The sequence below is a fragment of the Tateyamaria sp. 7Alg 36 genome, from assembly GCF_059882455.1.
In genome coordinates this window covers 2,241,258-2,259,976 of sequence record NZ_CM187613.1, presented here as the reverse complement: position 1 = coordinate 2,259,976, position 18,719 = coordinate 2,241,258, and the positions used below count along the sequence as shown (strand labels likewise).

Below are 18,719 nucleotides of genomic sequence, written 5' to 3'. Positions count from 1 at the left end.
GGCTTAGCCCCCTACTCGTTCATTGTTCGCGGCCATTTCCTTGGCCAGTTCTCGGTACGCCAACGCGCCTTTGGAAGTGCTGTCATAGGACAAAACCGGCATCGCGTATGATGGCGCCTCGCTAACCCTGACGTTGCGCGGAATCCGCGTCTTGAACACCAAGTCACCAAGGTTATCCCGCGCATCCTGTTCCACCTGCTGTGACAGTTTGTTACGGGTATCGTGCATCGTCATCACGACACCTTCGATCCGCAAGTTCGGGTTGCCGGTCTGGCGCACTTCCCGAATGGTGAGCATCAGTTGAGACAGCCCCTCCAACGCGAAAAATTCGCTTTGCAGCGGGACAAGAATCGAGTGAGACGCAATCATCGCATTCACCGTCAAAAGGTTCAGCGAGGGCGGGCAATCAACGAGGATATAGTCAAGATTGTACTGATCCATCTGCGTTTGTCGCAGCGCATCGTGCAACAGAAAGCTGCGCTTTTCATTCGAAATCAGCTCAATATCGGCAGAACTCAGATCAACGGTCGCAGGAACTACCCAAAGGTTCTCAATGTCTGTGGTCAGCACGACATCTTTCAGATCCACATCCTCTAACAGCAGCTCGTAAGTGGTGTATTCACGATCTTCCATCTCGATCCCGAGGCCTGTGGATGCATTGCCTTGCGGATCAAGGTCAACGACCAGCACGCGATACCCCAACTCAACCAAAGCTGCCGCAAGGTTGATCGTTGTTGTCGTCTTGCCAACGCCACCTTTTTGGTTGGCCACCGAGATTATTTTGGGCCCCTTAGGTCGGGTAACATCAGACACGCTCGATTTCCTTTATGTGCAGGATTGCTGCTTCTGGGTTTGTTTTACTCTGGGTTGCAACGTAACTAAACCTCCATTCAGCCTGTGCGCGCTCAATTTCGTCACGCCACGTTGCGCCCTTCATGAAAACACAGGTACCGCTTGCTTTCAGGTGTGGTCTTGCCATTGCCAGAAGCGCGTTTAAATCCGCGAGGGCACGGGCCGAAACGACCTCAACCTGCATGGGAGGTATTTGCTCAATTCTTGAAGCAACTACTTTGCACGGGATTGATAACTCGCGGGCGCATGTTCTCAAAAACGCTGACTTTCGCTGATCACTTTCGACCATCGTCACGGACAATTCACGGCCCTCCCCTTGCGCGAGGATGGCGACCACCACGCCAGGAAGGCCCCCACCGCTACCTAAATCCAGCCATTCTCCGTCCACGGACAAGTAAGCCTGCGCCGAATCCCAGATATGCCGATCCTCTAGCCCTTCGAGCGAGGACTTGGATACAAGATTGATTTTCGGCGACCACTTTCGAATAAGCTCCGCGTATAGCCGGAGCTTCTCCAATGTTTCACGTGAAACATCGCGCGTGTACCAAGAGGGCTTTTGCATCACGCGGACTTCTTTTCCAGATAGCGGATACGACCAAGCAGCAGTGCCAAGGCAGCGGGCGTCATACCGTCGATACGCCCAGCCTGCGCAAGGTCCGTAGGTCGAATACGCTCAAGCTTTGTGGTTAACTCGGCGGACAGTCCAGAAACTTCCCGATAATCAAATGCCGCAGGTATCTTGTGCACCTCATCCCGCCGCATTTTTTCCACATCCGACTTCTGACGCTGGATGTAGTTTGCATAGAGCGCGTCGCGCGAGATTTGCTCTCGGATCTCTGATGACATGTCTCCGAGCGATGGATCAAGCCGCAGCACGTCGTCGAACGTGACATCTGGAAATGCCAGCAATTGGAACGGCGTCCGTTTGGTGCCATCTTGGTTGATCTTAATGCCCTGCGCACTGATCTGTTTCGGCGTGTAGGACGTCGCTCCCATAAGGGACATCCCCTGCGCTAATCTCTCCCGCTTTTCCGAGAAGACCGTAGCCCGCTCTTTACCAACGCAGCCAACTTTCATCCCGATGGGAGTAAGTCTCTGATCAGCGTTATCGGCACGCAGCGACAGACGGAATTCCGCGCGCGAGGTAAACATGCGGTAAGGTTCCGTCACGCCACGGGTGGTCAGATCGTCGATCATCACCCCGATATAGCTTTCATCCCGCCGGAAAATCACAGGCTCAAGGTTCTGCGCCGAACGCGCGGCGTTCAGCCCCGCAACCAAACCTTGCGCGGCTGCTTCCTCATAGCCCGTTGTGCCGTTGATCTGCCCAGCGAGGTATAAGCCGGGAACAGTCTCAAGACACAAGTCGCTATTTAGCGCGCGCGGGTCGACATAGTCGTATTCGATGGCATAGCCAGGTTGCAAGATGACAGCCTGTTCCAGCCCATAGATCGAGTGGATGTAGGCATCCTGCACATCAACGGGCAGAGAGGTAGAGATACCGTTCGGGTAGACCGTGTGGTCATTCAACCCCTCAGGCTCAAGGAAGATCTGGTGCGAGTCTTTATCCGCAAAACGCACCACTTTATCTTCGATCGACGGGCAGTAGCGTGGGCCGATCCCCTCGATATGGCCACCATACATCGCGGAACGGCTTAGGTTCTCGCGGATAATCTCGTGGGTATTGCTGTTCGTGTGCGTAATGCCGCAGGACACTTGCCGGATTGAGGGCGCTTTGGATAGGAAAGAGAACAGCACCGGATCTTCATCGCCCTGCTGTTCTTCCAACAAATCCCATGCGATGGTGCGCCCATCAAGTCGCGGCGGCGTTCCGGTTTTCAACCGGCCGAGCGGCAGGTTGAACTGATCAATGCGCTCAGCGAGCTTGGTGGATGCGTTGTCACCTATCCGCCCGCCGGAGTAGGACGTATCCCCAATGTGGATCATACCACGCAAAAATGTGCCGGTCGTAAGGACAACTGATTTAGACGGAACCTCGGACCCATCGGCGAGTAGTACGCCCGCGATGGTGTCGCGCTTCATAAGGAAGTCGACGACCTCACCCTCAATGATGTCGAGGTTCGGACGCGTCTCCATTAGTTTCAGCATCTCGGCGTGGTAGACCGCGCGATCCGATTGGGCACGCGGGCCCTGAACGGCGGGCCCCTTGCGACGATTTAGTAGACGGAACTGGATGCCCGCTGCGTCAGCTACGCGCCCCATCACCCCGTCGAGCGCGTCGATTTCACGGACGAGGTGCCCCTTCCCCAACCCGCCGATTGCAGGATTGCAGGACATGACGCCGATGCCAGATTTCTTCATGGTCACCAGTGCTGTGGTCGCACCGCAGCGCGCTGCAGCATGTGCCGCTTCACATCCTGCGTGGCCGCCGCCGATTACGATGACATCAAATTGTTTCACGTGAAACACTCCATCATTTGCCGAGGCAGAAACTGGAAAAGATTTCGTCCAGCAAGTTTTCAACGTCTACACGCCCGACCAGAACTTCCAGCGACCGAACAGCGACACGAATCTCTTCTGCCGCAATATCATAATGATCGGAGCCCGCGCCAACAAAGCGAATGGCGTGGTCAAGTTTTCCAACGGATGACTGCATCGCATCACGGTGTCGCGCGTGTGTGGCCAGCCCTGCACCTTGGGTCCGCTCCGCAAGAAAGGCGGAGATGCGGGAGATCAATTCGCTGACGCCCTGCCCCGTCTTACCCGAGACTGAACCGTTCGGATCGGACTTTAAATCGCCCTTGGGCCGCAGGACAATATCCTGAGAAAGTGTGTCGATCATCAGATCTTCATCAGGTTCTTTCAAAAACACCCGCAGGTCCGCATCGCGGGCACGTTCCATCGCGCGCCGGATGCCTTCCATCTCAATCTCATCCTCACCGTCGCGTAGGCCAGCGGTATCAAGCAGCGTCACAGGCAGCCCTGCCAAGTCCATACGCACTTCGATAATATCACGGGTGGTGCCCGCACGGGCGGATGTGATTGCCGCATCGCGTTTAGCGAGGGCATTTAGTAACGTGGACTTACCCGCGTTCGGCGCGCCCACAATGGCAACTTCAAAACCGGTGCGGATACGTTCTGCCGAGGCGAAGCCGGCAAGCTCTTTCTCGACCTGTTCACGGACCCCACTGAGCAAGGCGATCACTTCGGGCGTTACGTCGACCGGTACGTCCTCGTCCGCGAAATCAATGGTCACTTCGATCAACGCGGCGGCGCGGATCAAGTCCGCGCGCCAGCGCTCGATCTTTTGGCCAAGTGCGCCTTTCATCATACGCAGCGCTTGTTGCCGCTGGCCTTCAGTCTCGGCCTCAATCAGATCGCCAAGACCCTCTACCTGCCCCAAGTCCATCTTGTCGTTGTCGAGAGCGCGGCGCGTAAATTCGCCAGCTTCGGCCATGCGCGCATTTGTCTGCCCAAGGGCACGCAGCACGGCAGACACAACGGCGATACTGCCGTGCAGGTGGAACTCCACCACATCTTCGCCGGTGAAACTCTGCGGACCCGCAAAACGAAGAACCAAGGCTTGGTCCAGAACCTCACCCGTTGCATCACAGAGATCACGCAGAACTGCCTGCCGCACAGGTGGCAACGACCCACACAGGGTCATTGCGCAGTCAAACGCCCGAGGCCCAGAGATCCGAACGACGGCAACACCTGCACGACCCTGCGCCGTGGCAAGGGCAAATATCGTATCCATTCAAAGGCCCTTCGCGTTGGCGTTAGGTGTTCATGGAGTCGAAGAATTCGCTGTTTGTCTTGGTCTGCTTCAGCTTCGAAGTCAGGAATTCGATCGCGTCCGTTGTGCCCATCGGGTTCAGGATACGACGCAGCACAAAGGTTTTGGCAAGGTCGATCTTGTCCACCAGCAACTCTTCTTTCCGCGTACCGGACTTGAGGATGTCGATGGCTGGGAATACGCGCTTGTCCGCAATCTTGCGATCCAGAACGATTTCCGAGTTACCCGTGCCTTTGAATTCTTCAAAGATGACTTCGTCCATCCGGCTGCCGGTGTCGATCAGCGCCGTGGCGATGATGGTCAGCGAACCGCCTTCTTCGATATTCCGCGCCGCACCAAAGAAACGCTTGGGGCGTTGCAAGGCGTTCGCGTCCACACCACCGGTCAGGACTTTACCCGACGATGGCACGACAGTGTTGAACGCTCTACCAAGTCTTGTGATCGAGTCGAGAAGGATAACAACATCTCGTTTATGCTCAACCAGACGTTTGGCTTTTTCAATCACCATTTCTGACACTGCAACGTGACGTGTCGCAGGTTCGTCGAAGGTAGAGCTGACAACTTCGCCCTTCACCGAACGCTGCATATCGGTGACTTCTTCGGGACGTTCGTCGATCAGAAGAACGATCAGATAGCACTCTGGGTGATTCTTTTCGATACTCGCCGCGATGTTTTGCAGCAGCACGGTTTTACCGGTGCGCGGTGGCGCAACGATCAGGGAACGCTGGCCTTTGCCGATTGGCGCAACAAGGTCGATGATACGGGCCGAACGGTCCTTGGTCGCGGGATCGCTGGTTTCCATCGTCAGACGCTCATCCGGGTACAGCGGCGTCAGGTTGTCAAAGGCAATCTTGTGGCGCGCTTTTTCAGGGTCTTCAAAGTTGATGCGCGTGGCACTTGTCAGGGCAAAGTAACGCTCGGTGTCGTCAGGCGCCTTGATCATCCCGTCAATCGTGTCGCCGGTGCGCAGCGAATATTTGCGGATCATATCGGGCGATACATAAATATCGTCCGGTCCCGGCAAATAGTTCGCCTCGGGCGAGCGCAGGAAACCAAAACCGTCCTGCAAAACCTCAAGCACGCCGTCGCCGTATACTTCCCAGCCCTCGTCCGCGCGTTCGCGCAGGATCTGGAACATCATCTCGCCCTTACGCATGGTCGAGGCGTTTTCGATTTCCAACTCTTCTGCCATCGCAAGAAGGTCTTTGGGGCTTTGTGCCTTCAGGTCGGCAAGGGCAAGGACTTCGGTTGTCATCGGGAATACTCTTGGCCCGCCACAAGAAAGGCGGTGCACATCCATTCAATTGTAAAAGCTGTCGCGATCCCCGGACGGGGTGCGCCTTTGCAGATAGGCGGCTGGGCCGCCCGAGTCAACGGTTTCAGAATTTCACAACCACGGACAGCACGATCAGCACCATCAACAGCGTCGGCACTTCGTTCATCATCCGGTACTGCCGTCCGGTCTTGATCGCGCCACCGGCAGCAAAGATTTTACGCTGCTTGGACAGCCATCCGTGAAAGCCGGACATCGCCAGAATTCCGAACAGCTTCGTCCACGGCCACACGGCGTTCCAGTCGACGACACCAGGGATCAGGACCAGACACAGCCCAAACAACCAGGTCGCTATCATAGCGGGCGTCATAATCACTCTGAGCAGCTTGTATTCCATGGTCTGGAACAGCGCATGCGTCTCGCCAGTCAATCCGACCTCTTCCGCGTGATAGACGTAGAGCCTTGGCAGATAGAAAATCGCGGCCATCCACGCGATCACCGACATGATGTGGAACGCTTTGATCCATGGGTACAGGTTCGCGAGCAGATCGATCATCTCATGCCTCTCAAGAGTCCGGTGATCACCTAATAATAAATATAAGATTAAGAAAAGGATGATGATTATGTAGGGAACCGTTTTCCTGTGGATTACGCAGTTTCACACGGACTTATCCCATGTGTGTGCAAGATCTTCTGTTTTACACACGTCTCTGCATACAGTGATATAAAATATAATAATAACATGTACTTAGTCATAAATTGACATTGTGTATAACGGGATAGTTCTGTGGATATGTGGGGATAACCTCCTTGCCCACATGATTTGGGTTATCCCTGTTCACTCGGGGCGACTCGGTGTGGATTACCGTGAAACGGGGCGACTTCTCCCACTTGCAGCGACTCTCGGCACACTTCACATAAGTACGCACGCGCTTCATGGCGTTTTCTACACAAGGTTACCCACATGCCCCCACCTTTGATCCTTGCGTCAGGCTCTTCGATCAGGGCCCAATTGTTGCGCAACGCCGGTCTTGAGTTTACCACCACGGCGGCGCGGATCGATGAGGACGCGATCAAGATGGCGTTGCAGGCCGAAGATGCCCCGCCCCGCGACATTGCCGATACGCTGGCCGAGATGAAGGCGCGCAAAGTGTCAGACAAGTCCCCCGATGCGATGGTCATCGGCTGTGATCAGGTTCTGGCCTTTGACAAGACGATCCTGTCCAAACCGATCAGCCCCGAAGACGCGCTTGCTCAATTGCAGATGATGCGCGGCCAGCGGCATATGCTGCTTTCTGCCGCTGTCATCTATTACGAGGGCAAACCGGTCTGGCGACATATCGGGCAGGTCCGGTTGCGGATGCGGGATGCGTCTGACGACTATTTGAAGGGATACGTGGCGCGCAACTGGGACGAAATCCGTCACTGCGTCGGCGGATATCAGCTTGAAGCCGAAGGCGTGCGGTTGTTTCACAGCATCGAAGGCGATTACTTCAACGTACTGGGCCTGCCCTTGTTGGAATTGTTGGCCTACCTTACTCTGCGCGGCGACATCGAAGGATAGCGGGCGATATAACTATGACTGCAAAAATACCTCTGGCCGGTGTTATCGGTTCTCCTATCGCGCATTCCAAATCCCCCCAGATCCACAAACACTGGCTGAAGACCTATGGGCTGGCGGGCGACTATGTTCCGATGGACGTGGCCCCGCAGGATCTGCGCGAGGTTCTGCGAACCTTGCCCAAGGCGGGGTTCGTCGGTGTGAACATCACCATCCCGCACAAAGAGGCCGCGTTAGAGATCGCTGATCTGGTCACCGACCGCGCCACGCTGATCGGGGCAGCGAATACGCTGATCTTCCGCAAGGATGGCAAAATTCACGCCGACAATACGGATGGATACGGCTTTATCGAAAACCTCAAAGCAGGCGCGCCGCAGTGGAAACCCTCTGCCGGACCGGCGGCGGTGCTGGGTGCGGGCGGTGCGGCCCGTGCGGTGATTGCGTCGCTTCTGGATGCGGGCGTGCCGGAGATATTGCTGTCCAACCGCACGCGGGTACGCGCCGAAAAACTGGCCGAAGATTTCGGCAACCGGCTTAGCGTCGTGGATTGGGTGCAAGCCGGCAATATGCTGGACGAGGCGCATCTGGTCGTGAACACCACATCCCTTGGCATGATCGGAAAGCCTGCGTTGCGCGTGCCATTAGACGGGTTGCGCAGCGGGTCGATTGTGACCGATCTGGTCTATGCCCCTCTCAAGACTGATCTGCTGGCCGCTGCCGAAGCGGCGGGATGCGCGACGGTCGACGGTTTGGGAATGTTGCTGCATCAGGCGGTGCCCGCCTTCGAACGTTGGTTCGGTGAACGCCCCGCCGTGGACAGCGCGACACGGGCTGCGGCCCTCAGATGAGCTTTAAGCTGGGCCTGACCGGTTCCATCGGGATGGGCAAATCGACAACCGCACAGATGTTTGTCGATCTCGGCTGCGCGCTGTGGGATGCAGATGCGGCGGTGCACCGGCTGTATGGTGTCGGCGGCGCGGCAGTTGCCCCGATGCAGGCCGCCTTTCCTGATGCCGTGCGCGATGGCGAAGTCAGCCGCAGTGCCCTGCGCGACGTGATATCGGCGGACTCTACGGCCCTTGGGCGCATCGAACAGATAGTGCATCCGCTGGTGGCGCAGGACCGCGCGGCGTTTATCGACAGCGCCACGGCGGATATTCTGGTGTTCGACATCCCCTTGCTGTTTGAAACCGGCGGCGACCGCTCCATGGATGCGACTGCGGTGGTTCACGTGCCCGACGAGGTGCAGCAGGCCCGCGTTCTGGATCGCGGCACGATGACCAAGGACCAGTTCCTGACCATCAAGGCCAAGCAGATGCCAAGCGCAGAAAAATGTGACAAAGCCGATTTTGTTATCCACACCGATACGGTTGAACACGCCCGCGCGCAGGTTCATCATATTGTCGAACAGATCAAAAAACGGATCGCACATGCGTGAAATCGTCCTTGATACCGAAACCACAGGTTTTGACCCGCAAAGCGGGGACCGCATCGTTGAAATCGGTGCGATTGAGCTGATCCGTCATATGCCGACCGACAATGTGTTCCACGAATATATCGACCCCGAACGGTCGATGCCGCAAGAGGCGTTCGAGGTGCATGGACTGGGTGATGATTTCCTGCGTGGTAAACCCAAGTTCAAGGATATCGGGCAGAAGTTTCTGGATTTCGTCGGTGACGCCAAGCTGGTGATCCACAACGCTGCGTTCGACATGAAATTCCTGAATGCCGAGTTGAAGTGGCTGGGCCTGCCGCAATTGCCCTATGATCGTGCGATTGATACGCTGGAAATTGCGCGCCGTCGCTTTCCAGGTTCGCCTGCGTCGCTGGATGCGCTGTGCCGTCGCTTCGGGATTGATAACGGGGCGCGGACCTTGCACGGCGCCTTGCTGGACAGTGAAATTCTGGCCGAGGTCTATCTGGAACTGATCGGCGGGCGTCAGCCTGACTTTGGCCTTTCCGGCAACGATCGGCAAAGCAACTCGGCCAGCGGCCCGTCGGATACGTGGACGCCCAAGCCACGGCCCGCCCCCCTGCCCCCGCGCATCAGTGACGCAGAACAACAGGCCCATGCCAAGTTCGTCGCGGGTCTGGGCGACAAAAGCCTTTGGCCAAACTGAAAACACCCGCCGCATCGCTGCGCCGGGTGTTTATTCATAATTTCTGTCAGACTTAGGCGTCTGCGGGCGCGGCCTCGTTCTGGCGGCGCGCGATTTCATTGCGGTAAAGCGAGATGAAATCGATGTTTTCAAGGTTCAGCGGCGGGAAGCCACCGTCGCGGGTGATGTCGCTGACCACGCGGCGCAGGAACGGGAAGATCATGCGCGGGCATTCGATCAGCAGGAACGGATGCATTTGTTCGTCTGGCACGTTTTCAATGTGGAACAGGCCGACATAGTCGATTTCCAGAACGAACAGGACGGTGTCGCCCTCTTTGGCCTTGGACGTGATTTTCAGCTTGATGGCAGATTCAAACTGGTTGTCCCCGCCGCGCTTTTTCGCATCAAGGTTCACCTGAACCTGAACGTCGGGCTGCACGTCAGGCGACGCACCTTTCTGGGCAACAATGTTTTCGAATGACATGTCACGGACAAATTGGCCCAACACACGCATTTGCGGTTGTACTGGCTGGGCTGCTTTTTCTTCGGCCATCAAAATTCTCCCGAGGGCAATTGGATTTCCTGTCTGGTAGCACCTTGGTGCGGTGGCCTCAATGCTTGGTCCATCCGGAGGGGCCGGATTGATCGTTTGCCGGTGGATCAACCTCGGCATATTCGCCTTCGATCACGTCGGAATAGCGTTGTTGTTGATGCGGCTGTTGCGGATGGGTGGTAAAACTCGCGACCTTGACCCGTGTACGCGCCCAACGGAACACGGCCAATCGGACTGCTGGGACGAGCAGGGCAAATCCAACCGCATCCGTAAAAAAGCCCGGCGTCAGCAGCAGCGCGCCGGAAAACAGGATCATCGCGCCGTGTGCCAATGCCTCGCTCGGGTTGCGCATTTCGGTGAATGACGATCTGACCTGCCCAAGCGCCTGTGCCCCCTGTGCACGCACCAGATAGGTGCCGATCACCGCCGTGACGATGACAATCAACAGGGTCATGCCCAGCCCGATTGCACCGCCCACCTGAATAAACAGAGCGATTTCAATCAGTGGCACCATCAGAAACGCCAAAAACAGCCACATGTGCGACATCCTTTCTTATGGCCTGTCAGGCCGTACAGTGGACTTGCCACCATTGGTCACCTACATAGTGACTGGAAGTGGCACTTGCCACCCGACCCCGCTGAACGAGGTATGAATGAACTCTCCTTTGATCCAGTTGCTTGTGCTTGCAGGCATCGCCGTATTCTTGATCCTGCGACTGAAAAACGTGCTGGGCACGCGCGACGGCTTTGAACAGCCCCCAGTGCCCAAGCCCGCCAGCAACCGCCCCGATCTGGAAGTGATCGAAGGTGGCCCCGATCTGGACATCACCGATCACGTGCCCGAAGACAGCGATGCGGCCAAAGCCCTTGCTGGCATGAAGCGTATCGAGCCGTCCTTTAACGTCGCGGACTTCCTGCAAGGCGCACGCGGGGCCTATGAAATGATTGTCATGGGCTACGAACGTGGCGATCTGGCTGAAATCCAGCCGTTCCTCTCCGAAGAAATCTATGAGTCATTCGTTGATGGCGTTGCCGCGCGCGAGGATCAGGGCCTGACAATCGAGGCCGAATTTATCGGCGTGCGTGAACTCAAGCTGGTGGATGCGACCTTGGACGACACCACCAAAGAGGCCGAACTGACCATCCGTTTTGTGGCGGAACTCACCTCGGCGGTGCGGGATCAGGGCGGCGACATTATCGAAGGCAGCCTGACAGACGCGAAACGGCAAAAAGACACATGGGTTTTTGCACGAACCATGGGGGCTGATGACCCGAATTGGCTGCTGGTTTCTACAGACGCTTGATCCGGCATTGTGTTGGTGCGTGTCTTGCGGCGGTTCTCTTGATGAGTGGTGCAGCCGCGGACGTGCGCTATACCGTGGTGGACTACGCCGCCCTTGATGGGTGGGAAAAAGACGACCATGCCGCCGCCTTGTCTGTGTTTCGCAGCACGTGCGGCGACATGCGCGACCCCGATTGGCGGTCGCTTTGTGCCGTTGCAGGCCAGATACCGGACGCCAAGGCGTTCTTTGAGTTGTTCTTTCGCCCAGTGCTGATCGAAGACGGCGCGCCTGCGCTGTTCACCGGATATTTCGAACCTGAATTGCGTGGATCCCGCACACGATCCGCCCGCTACCGCTTTCCCGTTTATGCCATGCCGCGTGAGGCGCGCGTTTCCCGCCCGTGGCACACCCGCCGCGATATCCTAGAAAGCGGCGTGATGGACGGGCGCGGGTTGGAAATTGCGTGGGTGGATGACCCTGTCGAGCTGTTCTTTCTGCAAATCCAAGGTTCGGGCCGGATCAGCCTGCCGAATGGCGACACGATCCGCGTCGGGTATTCCGGATCCAACGGCCACGAATACCGGTCCATCGGGCAGGAACTGGTGCGCCGTGGCACCTATGCCGCCCATCAGGTCAGCGCGCAGGTGATCAAGAACTGGGTGAAGCGGTACCCAGAACAGGGGGCCGAACTGCTCTATCACAACCCTTCTTACGTGTTTTTCCGCGAGGTGAGCGAGGTGCCGTCACATCTTGGCCCGCTTGGCGCGATGAACCGGTCGATCACGACAATGCGTACTGTGGCGGTTGATCCGGCCTTTGTGCCGCTGGGCGCGCCGGTCTGGATTGAAAAGGACGGTAAGAAACCGCTGCGTCAGTTGATGGTCGCGCAGGACACGGGGTCCGCCATCAAAGGCGCGCAACGGGCGGATGTGTTCTTTGGCACCGGTGACAAGGCGGGCCGCGCCGCTGGCCGTTTGCGCGATCCGGGTCGGATGGTTGTCCTGATGCCGATCCAGCGCGCCTATGCCCTGCTGCCCGAGGGCGCGATATGAAGCGCCGCAAGCTCCGCCCCGAAGAAGAAGAACTGTGGCGCAAGGTCGTGTCGAATGCCGAACGGTTGCACCCCGAACGCAAGCTGAAACCGCAGGACTTTGTCACAACACCCGCGCCCAAGCCGCGCAAAAAGGCCGTTTTTGACGGCGCACCGACAAAGATCGTGCCGCAACCGTCGCGCCCGACCACCACGGCCAATCTGACCCCTTCGATCATTGATCAGGTCCGCAGCCAGCCGGTGCAAATGGACCGCAAGGCCTTTGACCAGATGAAGCGCGGCAAGCTGCGCCCCGAGGGGAAGCTGGACCTGCACGGCATGACGCTGGACCGCGCGCACCCTGCCCTGACCCGTTTTATCCTGAACGCGCAATCCCACGGCAAACGGCTTGTTCTGGTGGTGACGGGCAAGGGCAAGCAACGCGACGATGGCGGCCCGATCCCTGTGCGCCACGGTGTTTTGCGCCATCAGGTGCCGCAATGGCTGTCGATGCCGCCGTTGTCCTCGGCCATTTTGCAGGTCAGTCAGGCGCATCTGCGCCATGGCGGGGGCGGCGCCTATTACGTCTATCTACGCAGAGGCCGCTAGGTCCGTCCGGTATTTCCGCACGCCGATCCACATGCACAGGCTCGCGGCCAGAAAATAGATCGAAATCCCGACATATTGCGTCATCAGACCGATCTGCAAATCAATCAGAACCCCCGTAATCCCTGGCCCGATGGCGGAGCCGAGTACCATGACCGCCGCGACCATCGCCTTGATGGACCCAATATGCCGTGTGCCATAGAACTCTGCCCAGAACGCATTCGGCAGGGTCGAATTCGCCCCCGTGGTCAGGGCAAAGAAGAAGAACCCGATCGCGGCATGCACAAGCGATTGCGACGCGGCAAAGATCAGAAAGGCGATAACCAACGGTAGTTGATACAGCGGGATCAGCCGTGCCGTGCCGAACCGGTCCAGCGCAATGCCAGAGGCTACCATCGCCCCAATGGCAACGGCTGTATAAAGCGGGAATAGTGCGACCAGTGACAGGTGGGTCCAACCCTTCAGCTCGGCGAAATAGACCTGATGGAAGAAAAAGGCGGTGTTGAACGCCGACGGCCCCAGCAACGCAGGCACCATGAACCAGAACAGCGGATGGCGCAGCGCCCCGCGCCGCGTCCAATGCGCGGTATTCATACCAAAGCTCTGGTTTTCGTCGGCCATGGATTGCGGCGTGCGTTCGCGTTGCAGCAACAGCAGAATGATCGGAATACCGCAGATCGCAATCAAAGCCGCCACCACCCACAGGGACCGCCAGTGGAACAGGGTCATCAGCGACACAAAGATCAGCGGCAACAGCGCCTCACCCGCGGCAAAGCCGAGCGATGCGATGGACAGCGCACGCCCCCGCGTCGCCACGAACCAGCGCGCCATCGACACCACGGCGATGTGGCTGCACATCCCCTGCCCCGTCAGCCGCAAGGCAAAGATCACCACAGGCAGCAGTACGACATAAGGATTGATCGCCATGGCAATGCACGCCGTTGCCAACAGCGCCAGCACGATGACCCCCAAGCGGCGCGCACGCATTGTGTCCGTCAGCCCACCCGCCCAGATCATGGTGGCCGCCGATGCCGTCGTGCCCAGCGAATAGATACCGCCCCACGCACCATGGCTTAGCCCGAAATCCAACCGGATTTCCGACGCAAAGATCGAGATAAAGTAGGTTTGCCCGAACGAGGACAGCAGCGACAAAAGTGCGCCCGCCGACAGCCAGTTCTTGTTATCGTTCAGAAACGCCCAAAGCCCGTGACGCTGCGCCAGTGCGGTCACTATCGGTCCCCTCCGGACACGCGCACGGGGCGCTTTCCGTTTGACGGGACGGTAATACGCCGCTGCCCCGGTATGACAAGAGAGGTACCATTCCGCCCTTTCATGAACTCAAGGTTCAGATCGGCAGACCGCCGCATCAACTGGATCAAGGCGGGCGATCCACCAGCGACAAAGTGGTTGCCCGATTTGCGGTCCGAGAACTCGCTGACATCGACAATGGTGATCGGCAGGTCGGACACTTCGCTTACGTTCGAGATATTACCAAGCTGCGTCTTCTGGCCCCGCAACCGCGAGGAAATGCGCAGTACCGCATCCTTGCGCGACACGATCACCACAAACGGATCGGGCATCTTCTTGATCCGGCTGATCTGGCTGCGGAACACGTCGACATTCAGATCGGGCGACATCAGGATCACGCCGCGAATGTTGTCTCCCACCCATCCCGGACGGGCGATTTCAAGCTGGCGAAAGGTCTCCATCACCAGCGCGCTGCCCATGGAATGCGCCACCACGATGATGTTCGGCTGACCGGCAGAGCGGACTGTTTCCAGCAGGGCCGCAAGGCCGTCGCGGGCAAACAGGGCGCTGTCGCGGTCATATTCATAGCCCAACGCATTGGCGCGGCTGGGCCAGGAATAGCTGACATGCGCGCCCGGAAGTTCGAGGTCATTGGCCAGTTGCGCCATGCGAAAGGCGGAATCCGCAAAGCTGTTGTTGAACCCGTGCACGAACACGGTGACTTCCTTGCGCTCGGACCCGCGTGCGCTGATTTCCTTTTGCAGATTGCGCGAAAACCCTGAGGGTGTGTCGAACTGGGTCATCGCGGCGATGGCGAAATCGCGGTCGGGGCGCGGCTTGTCATAGCCGTCCGAGACAGTGCCCAGTTCCCGATCCGGCGGGATGGACACAGTCGCCTCCAGCAGGCGCAGCGTTGTGGACCGTTCGATGCCGAATTCGCCCGCATCGTTGATGCCGCGGGTCGTGCCAATGAAGACTTTCTTATTCAGCCCGTAATCCAGCGCCTCTGGCACGATGGGCGCAGCGGTGCGGTCGCTGCACGCGGCCGTCACGAATATCAGCGCAAGTGTGACCCACCGCATAAGCGTTCTCCGTTCAAAACTACCTGCGTTTTAACGGAGAACGCGCGCGCCGACTACAGCACATAACGGCTGAGGTCGGTGGAACGTGAAAGTTCACCCAAATGCGTCTCTACAAAGGCGGCATCGACTGTAATTTCCTCGCCACCACGGTCCGGCGCGGTAAAGGACAACTCTTCGAATACACGCTCCATCACCGTATAAAGCCGCCGCGCGCCGATGTTTTCGACCGACTGGTTCACCTCGGCGGCGATACGGGCCAAGGCGCGGATGCCTTCGGGTTCAAAGGTCACGGTGACCTTTTCGGTCGCCATCAACGCCGAGTATTGCAGCGTCAGCGCGTTATCCGTTTCCTCAAGGATGCGGACAAAGTCGTCTTCGGTCAGGGGGCGCAATTCGACGCGGATCGGCAACCGCCCTTGCAGTTCGGGCAGCAGGTCCGACGGTTTGGCGATGTGGAACGCGCCCGACGCGATGAACAGGATATGATCGGTTTTGACAGGCCCATGCTTGGTACTGACGGTGGTGCCTTCGATCAGGGGCAGCAAATCGCGCTGTACCCCTTCGCGGCTGACATCGGCGCCGCGCGCGTCCGAACGGTCGCAGACCTTGTCGATCTCGTCCAGAAAGACGATGCCGTTTTCTTGTACCGCCTCAAGCGCGGCCTTGGTCACCTTTTCATCGTCCAGCAGCTTGTCTGCCTCTTCGCCGATCAGCACGTCATAGCTGGCCGCGACAGTCAGTTTCTTGCGCGTGGTGCGCCCACCCATGGCTTTGCCGAACAGGTCGCCAAGGTTCATCATGCCAGCGCCGCCACCGGGCTGGCCGGGGATATCCATCATCGGGAACGGGTTCGACGTGTCGGCCAGATCCAGTTCGATCTCGGTGTTGTCGAGTTCGCCGCTGCGCAGTTTCTTGCGGAACATCTCTCGTGTGCCGTCGCGCGCATCGGTGCCGGCAATCGCGGTGATTACGCGTTCTTCGGCGGCATGTTCGGCCTTGGCCTTCACGTCTTCGCGCATCAACTCGCGGGTTTGCGCGATCGAGGCATCGACCAGATCGCGGATGATCTGTTCCACGTCGCGCCCGACATAGCCGACCTCGGTAAACTTGGTCGCTTCGACCTTCAAAAACGGCGCGCGCGCCAGCTTGGCCAAGCGGCGGCTGATCTCGGTCTTGCCGACGCCGGTGGGGCCGATCATCAGGATGTTCTTGGGATAGACCTCGTCGCGCAGGTCATCGCCCAGCTGCTTGCGCCGCCAGCGGTTGCGCAGCGCCACGGCAACGGCGCGTTTCGCGTCCGCCTGCCCGATGATGAACCGGTCGAGTTCCGAGACGATTTCGCGTGGCGTCAGATCGGTCATTGAGCTTTTCCTTTGATCGTTTCCACGGTCAGATTGCCGTTGGTGTACACGCAGATGTCCGAGGCAATGGCCATCGCGTCCCGCGCCACCGCTTCGGCATTCCGGTCGCTATCGATAAGACCGCGTGCGGCGGCAAGGGCAAAGTTGCCCCCCGACCCGATGGCAGCCACGTTATGTTCGGGTTCCAGAACGTCACCCGCGCCGGTGATGACAAACATGTCGGTCCCGTCGGTGACGATCAGCATCGCCTCAAGCTTTTGCAGGTATTTGTCGGTGCGCCAGTCTTTAGCCAGTTCAACGCTTGCCCGCGCCAACTGTCCCGGGGTCGCCTCGAGCTTGGCCTCAAGCCGTTCAAGCAGGGTGAACGCATCCGCAGTCGATCCGGCAAAGCCCGCCACCACGTCAAAGCCGCCAGGGCTAAGGCGGCGCACCTTGCGGGCGGTGCCCTTGATCACGGTCTGGCCCAACGAGACCTGCCCGTCACCGGCAATCACAACCTCGCCGCCCTTTTTGACGCCGATAATGGTTGTCCCGTGCCAGCCGGGAAATTCGGAATTGGCCATGTGATGTCTCCTTGTCCGTTGCGGTCTATATGAGACCTATCGCTGGTGTCTTCAATCCGGCGGGCGCATGTGCTTGGGTATGGGTATGAAAATTATGGGTTCCGATCCGCGGCTGGACCGCGCCCTTGGCGAATGGGCACAGATTGCGCCGACGCTGGGATTTGACCCTGCCGCGTTCAAGGCACGCATCATCTGGCAAAAGGACGACGCACAGCGCAGCCATATCGTTGTGCGCCTTAGGGGCGTGCGCACGCTGATCCTGAAACGGGTGTTTCGCGCACCGGATGATGCGGGGCTTGCCGAGGCGGTGGCGGCCCAAGCGGCGGCGTATGCGCAACTGGCGGACAATCCCAAGGCCCACGCGCCCGAGGTTCTGTACACCGCAGATGACGGTCGCATCGTCGTGATGGCCGAGGCGTCTGGCAAAACACTGAACGATCACCTGAGCGCGGGGCGTCCCCATGCGCAAATGCTACGCCGGACGGGCAGGTGGCTGGCCCGTTTTCACGCATCCGGCCCGACGGAAACACGCACCTATCAGCCGAAATACATGGTCGGTCACGTGGCACGCATGGCGGATGAGGTGGCGGCCGGAAAGCTGCACATCGCGCAACCCGATCTGTTCACCGCCTGTTGTGCCAAAATCCCCGTCATCGCCGAAGGGATGATGCAGCAGCAGACCGTTTCCGCGACCAAGCACGGGGATTTCAACCTGCGCAACATTCTGCTGGGGCCGGACGGGGCGACGGGGCTGGATTTCAAACCTGTTAGCAGTGCGCCTGTCGGGTTCGATATTGCGCGGCTGCTGATGGATTACGCCGAACTGTTCCAGCCGGAAGGCGCGGCTCAGACCGGCGCTTTGCTGTCTGACGACACGCTTGATGCGTTCTTTGACGGGTATGATCAGGTGGGGCGCGATGACCCGTCCGTCAGGTTCGTGCCGTTCGTGCAACTGCTGAACGACTGGCGGCTGATCCCGCCGGACCCTGCGCGGCGCAGTTGGCGGCAGGTTGCGCGTATGGACCGGATCGCCGATCTGGCGCGCACGGGCTTTGGCCTGACATAAAAACGGCCCCCGCAAGCGGAGGCCGTTCTGAACTTCACAACATGGTCGCGCTTAGATGGATTCTTCGATCCAGCTTTGCAGAGCGGCCTTTGGTTTTGCGCCTGCCATGTTCGAAACAACTTCGCCGTTTTTGAAGATGAACAGCGCAGGAATGCCGCGCACACCCATCTGGGCGGGGGAGTTCGGGTTGGAGTCTACGTCGACTTTGACGATTTTGACTTTGCCTTCCATCTCGGCAGACAACTCTTCGAGCGCTGGGCCGATCTGTTTACAGGGGCCGCACCATTCGGCCCAGAAATCTACCACGACGGGCAGATCGGAGTTTTTGACTTCGGCGTCAAATGTTGCGTCGGTTACGGCTGTGGTCGCCATTTTGTGTCTCCTA

21 protein-coding genes are annotated in these 18,719 nt (G+C 58.5%); 8 read left to right on the top strand and 13 right to left on the bottom strand.

The annotated features are described in order from the left end of the window. Window positions 1-3 precede the first annotated feature (3 nt). The 6 genes from AC6GQJ_RS11070 to AC6GQJ_RS11045 form a co-directional block, all read right to left on the bottom strand. The gene (locus AC6GQJ_RS11070) at window positions 4-813 is read right to left on the bottom strand and encodes a ParA family protein (protein WP_500768158.1); all 810 of its coding nucleotides are present in this window, start codon (window positions 811-813) and stop codon (window positions 4-6) included. Next, entirely contained in the window at window positions 806-1,414 is a 609-nt protein-coding gene (gene rsmG, locus AC6GQJ_RS11065) for a 16S rRNA (guanine(527)-N(7))-methyltransferase RsmG (protein ID WP_500768156.1), read from the bottom strand. The genes AC6GQJ_RS11070 and rsmG overlap by 8 nt, the downstream gene beginning before the upstream one ends. Next, window positions 1,414-3,282: a tRNA uridine-5-carboxymethylaminomethyl(34) synthesis enzyme MnmG gene (gene mnmG / locus AC6GQJ_RS11060; protein WP_500768154.1), complete on the bottom strand. Its 1,869-nt coding sequence runs from the start codon at window positions 3,280-3,282 to the stop codon at window positions 1,414-1,416. Before mnmG ends, rsmG begins: the two co-directional genes overlap by 1 nt. A 4-nt stretch (window positions 3,283-3,286) precedes the next feature. Next, window positions 3,287-4,570 carry a tRNA uridine-5-carboxymethylaminomethyl(34) synthesis GTPase MnmE gene (gene mnmE / locus AC6GQJ_RS11055; RefSeq protein WP_500768152.1) on the bottom strand — a complete coding sequence of 428 codons (1,284 nt, stop codon included), beginning with the start codon at window positions 4,568-4,570 and terminating at the stop codon, window positions 3,287-3,289. 22 nt (window positions 4,571-4,592) lie between these two features. After that, a complete protein-coding gene (rho, locus tag AC6GQJ_RS11050; protein ID WP_500768150.1) occupies window positions 4,593-5,864 on the bottom strand; it encodes a transcription termination factor Rho in 1,272 nt (423 codons plus the stop codon). 124 nt (window positions 5,865-5,988) lie between these two features. Next, window positions 5,989-6,438 (bottom strand): CopD family protein, encoded by a 450-nt coding sequence (locus AC6GQJ_RS11045; protein ID WP_500768148.1) that lies wholly within the window; start codon window positions 6,436-6,438, stop codon window positions 5,989-5,991. A gap of 408 nt (window positions 6,439-6,846) precedes the next feature. Between AC6GQJ_RS11045 and AC6GQJ_RS11040 the strand changes: the two genes are divergently transcribed. From AC6GQJ_RS11040 to dnaQ, 4 genes are read left to right on the top strand one after another with little or no spacing between them, the layout of a single operon-like run. Next, window positions 6,847-7,446, top strand: a complete 600-nt coding sequence (locus AC6GQJ_RS11040) for a Maf family protein (RefSeq protein WP_500768146.1) — start codon at window positions 6,847-6,849, stop codon at window positions 7,444-7,446. Window positions 7,447-7,460: 14 nt separating this feature from the next. Continuing rightward, on the top strand, window positions 7,461-8,291 hold the full coding sequence (locus AC6GQJ_RS11035) for a shikimate dehydrogenase (protein WP_500768144.1): 831 nt from the start codon (window positions 7,461-7,463) through the stop codon (window positions 8,289-8,291). Further along, on the top strand, window positions 8,288-8,881 hold the full coding sequence (coaE, locus tag AC6GQJ_RS11030; protein WP_500768142.1) for a dephospho-CoA kinase: 594 nt from the start codon (window positions 8,288-8,290) through the stop codon (window positions 8,879-8,881). The genes AC6GQJ_RS11035 and coaE overlap by 4 nt, the downstream gene beginning before the upstream one ends. Continuing rightward, complete coding sequence (gene dnaQ / locus AC6GQJ_RS11025; protein WP_500768140.1) at window positions 8,874-9,563, top strand: DNA polymerase III subunit epsilon; 690 nt, start codon at window positions 8,874-8,876, stop codon at window positions 9,561-9,563. The genes coaE and dnaQ overlap by 8 nt, the downstream gene beginning before the upstream one ends. A gap of 52 nt (window positions 9,564-9,615) precedes the next feature. Here the strand turns inward: dnaQ and secB are convergent, their stop codons facing one another. Both secB and AC6GQJ_RS11015 read right to left on the bottom strand, forming a co-directional pair. Then, a complete protein-coding gene (gene secB / locus AC6GQJ_RS11020) occupies window positions 9,616-10,095 on the bottom strand; it encodes a protein-export chaperone SecB (RefSeq protein WP_500768138.1) in 480 nt (159 codons plus the stop codon). Between the two features lie 58 nt (window positions 10,096-10,153). Further along, window positions 10,154-10,633: an FxsA family protein gene (locus AC6GQJ_RS11015; RefSeq protein WP_500768136.1), complete on the bottom strand. Its 480-nt coding sequence runs from the start codon at window positions 10,631-10,633 to the stop codon at window positions 10,154-10,156. A 115-nt stretch (window positions 10,634-10,748) separates the two neighbouring features. Here AC6GQJ_RS11015 and AC6GQJ_RS11010 point away from each other — a divergent pair, with 115 nt between their 5' ends. Genes AC6GQJ_RS11010 through AC6GQJ_RS11000 form a run of 3 tightly spaced genes read left to right on the top strand, consistent with a single transcriptional unit; the run spans window position 10,749 to window position 13,017 of the window. Continuing rightward, the gene (locus AC6GQJ_RS11010; protein ID WP_500768134.1) at window positions 10,749-11,399 is read left to right on the top strand and encodes a Tim44/TimA family putative adaptor protein; all 651 of its coding nucleotides are present in this window, start codon (window positions 10,749-10,751) and stop codon (window positions 11,397-11,399) included. A gap of 41 nt (window positions 11,400-11,440) precedes the next feature. After that, a complete protein-coding gene (gene mltA, locus AC6GQJ_RS11005; protein WP_500768132.1) occupies window positions 11,441-12,430 on the top strand; it encodes a murein transglycosylase A in 990 nt (329 codons plus the stop codon). Then, window positions 12,427-13,017, top strand: a complete 591-nt coding sequence (locus AC6GQJ_RS11000) for a Smr/MutS family protein (protein ID WP_500768130.1) — start codon at window positions 12,427-12,429, stop codon at window positions 13,015-13,017. Before mltA ends, AC6GQJ_RS11000 begins: the two co-directional genes overlap by 4 nt. Here AC6GQJ_RS11000 and AC6GQJ_RS10995 read toward each other — a convergent pair. Genes AC6GQJ_RS10995 through hslV form a run of 4 tightly spaced genes read right to left on the bottom strand, consistent with a single transcriptional unit; the run spans window position 13,000 to window position 17,268 of the window. After that, window positions 13,000-14,244: an MFS transporter gene (locus AC6GQJ_RS10995; protein WP_500768128.1), complete on the bottom strand. Its 1,245-nt coding sequence runs from the start codon at window positions 14,242-14,244 to the stop codon at window positions 13,000-13,002. The genes AC6GQJ_RS11000 and AC6GQJ_RS10995 overlap by 18 nt on opposite strands. After that, the gene (locus tag AC6GQJ_RS10990) at window positions 14,244-15,344 is read right to left on the bottom strand and encodes an alpha/beta hydrolase (RefSeq protein ID WP_500768126.1); all 1,101 of its coding nucleotides are present in this window, start codon (window positions 15,342-15,344) and stop codon (window positions 14,244-14,246) included. The genes AC6GQJ_RS10995 and AC6GQJ_RS10990 overlap by 1 nt, the downstream gene beginning before the upstream one ends. Window positions 15,345-15,397: 53 nt before the next feature. Further along, window positions 15,398-16,705 (bottom strand): ATP-dependent protease ATPase subunit HslU, encoded by a 1,308-nt coding sequence (gene hslU / locus AC6GQJ_RS10985; protein WP_500768124.1) that lies wholly within the window; start codon window positions 16,703-16,705, stop codon window positions 15,398-15,400. Beyond that, window positions 16,702-17,268: an ATP-dependent protease subunit HslV gene (gene hslV / locus AC6GQJ_RS10980; protein ID WP_500768122.1), complete on the bottom strand. Its 567-nt coding sequence runs from the start codon at window positions 17,266-17,268 to the stop codon at window positions 16,702-16,704. Before hslV ends, hslU begins: the two co-directional genes overlap by 4 nt. 94 nt (window positions 17,269-17,362) lie before the next feature. Between hslV and AC6GQJ_RS10975 the strand changes: the two genes are divergently transcribed. After that, on the top strand, window positions 17,363-18,334 hold the full coding sequence (locus AC6GQJ_RS10975; protein ID WP_500768120.1) for a phosphotransferase: 972 nt from the start codon (window positions 17,363-17,365) through the stop codon (window positions 18,332-18,334). 51 nt (window positions 18,335-18,385) lie between these two features. Here the strand turns inward: AC6GQJ_RS10975 and trxA are convergent, their stop codons facing one another. Then, window positions 18,386-18,706, bottom strand: coding sequence for a thioredoxin (trxA, locus tag AC6GQJ_RS10970; protein WP_500768118.1), 321 nt, complete (start codon window positions 18,704-18,706; stop codon window positions 18,386-18,388). Between the last annotated feature and the right edge of the window lie 13 nt (window positions 18,707-18,719).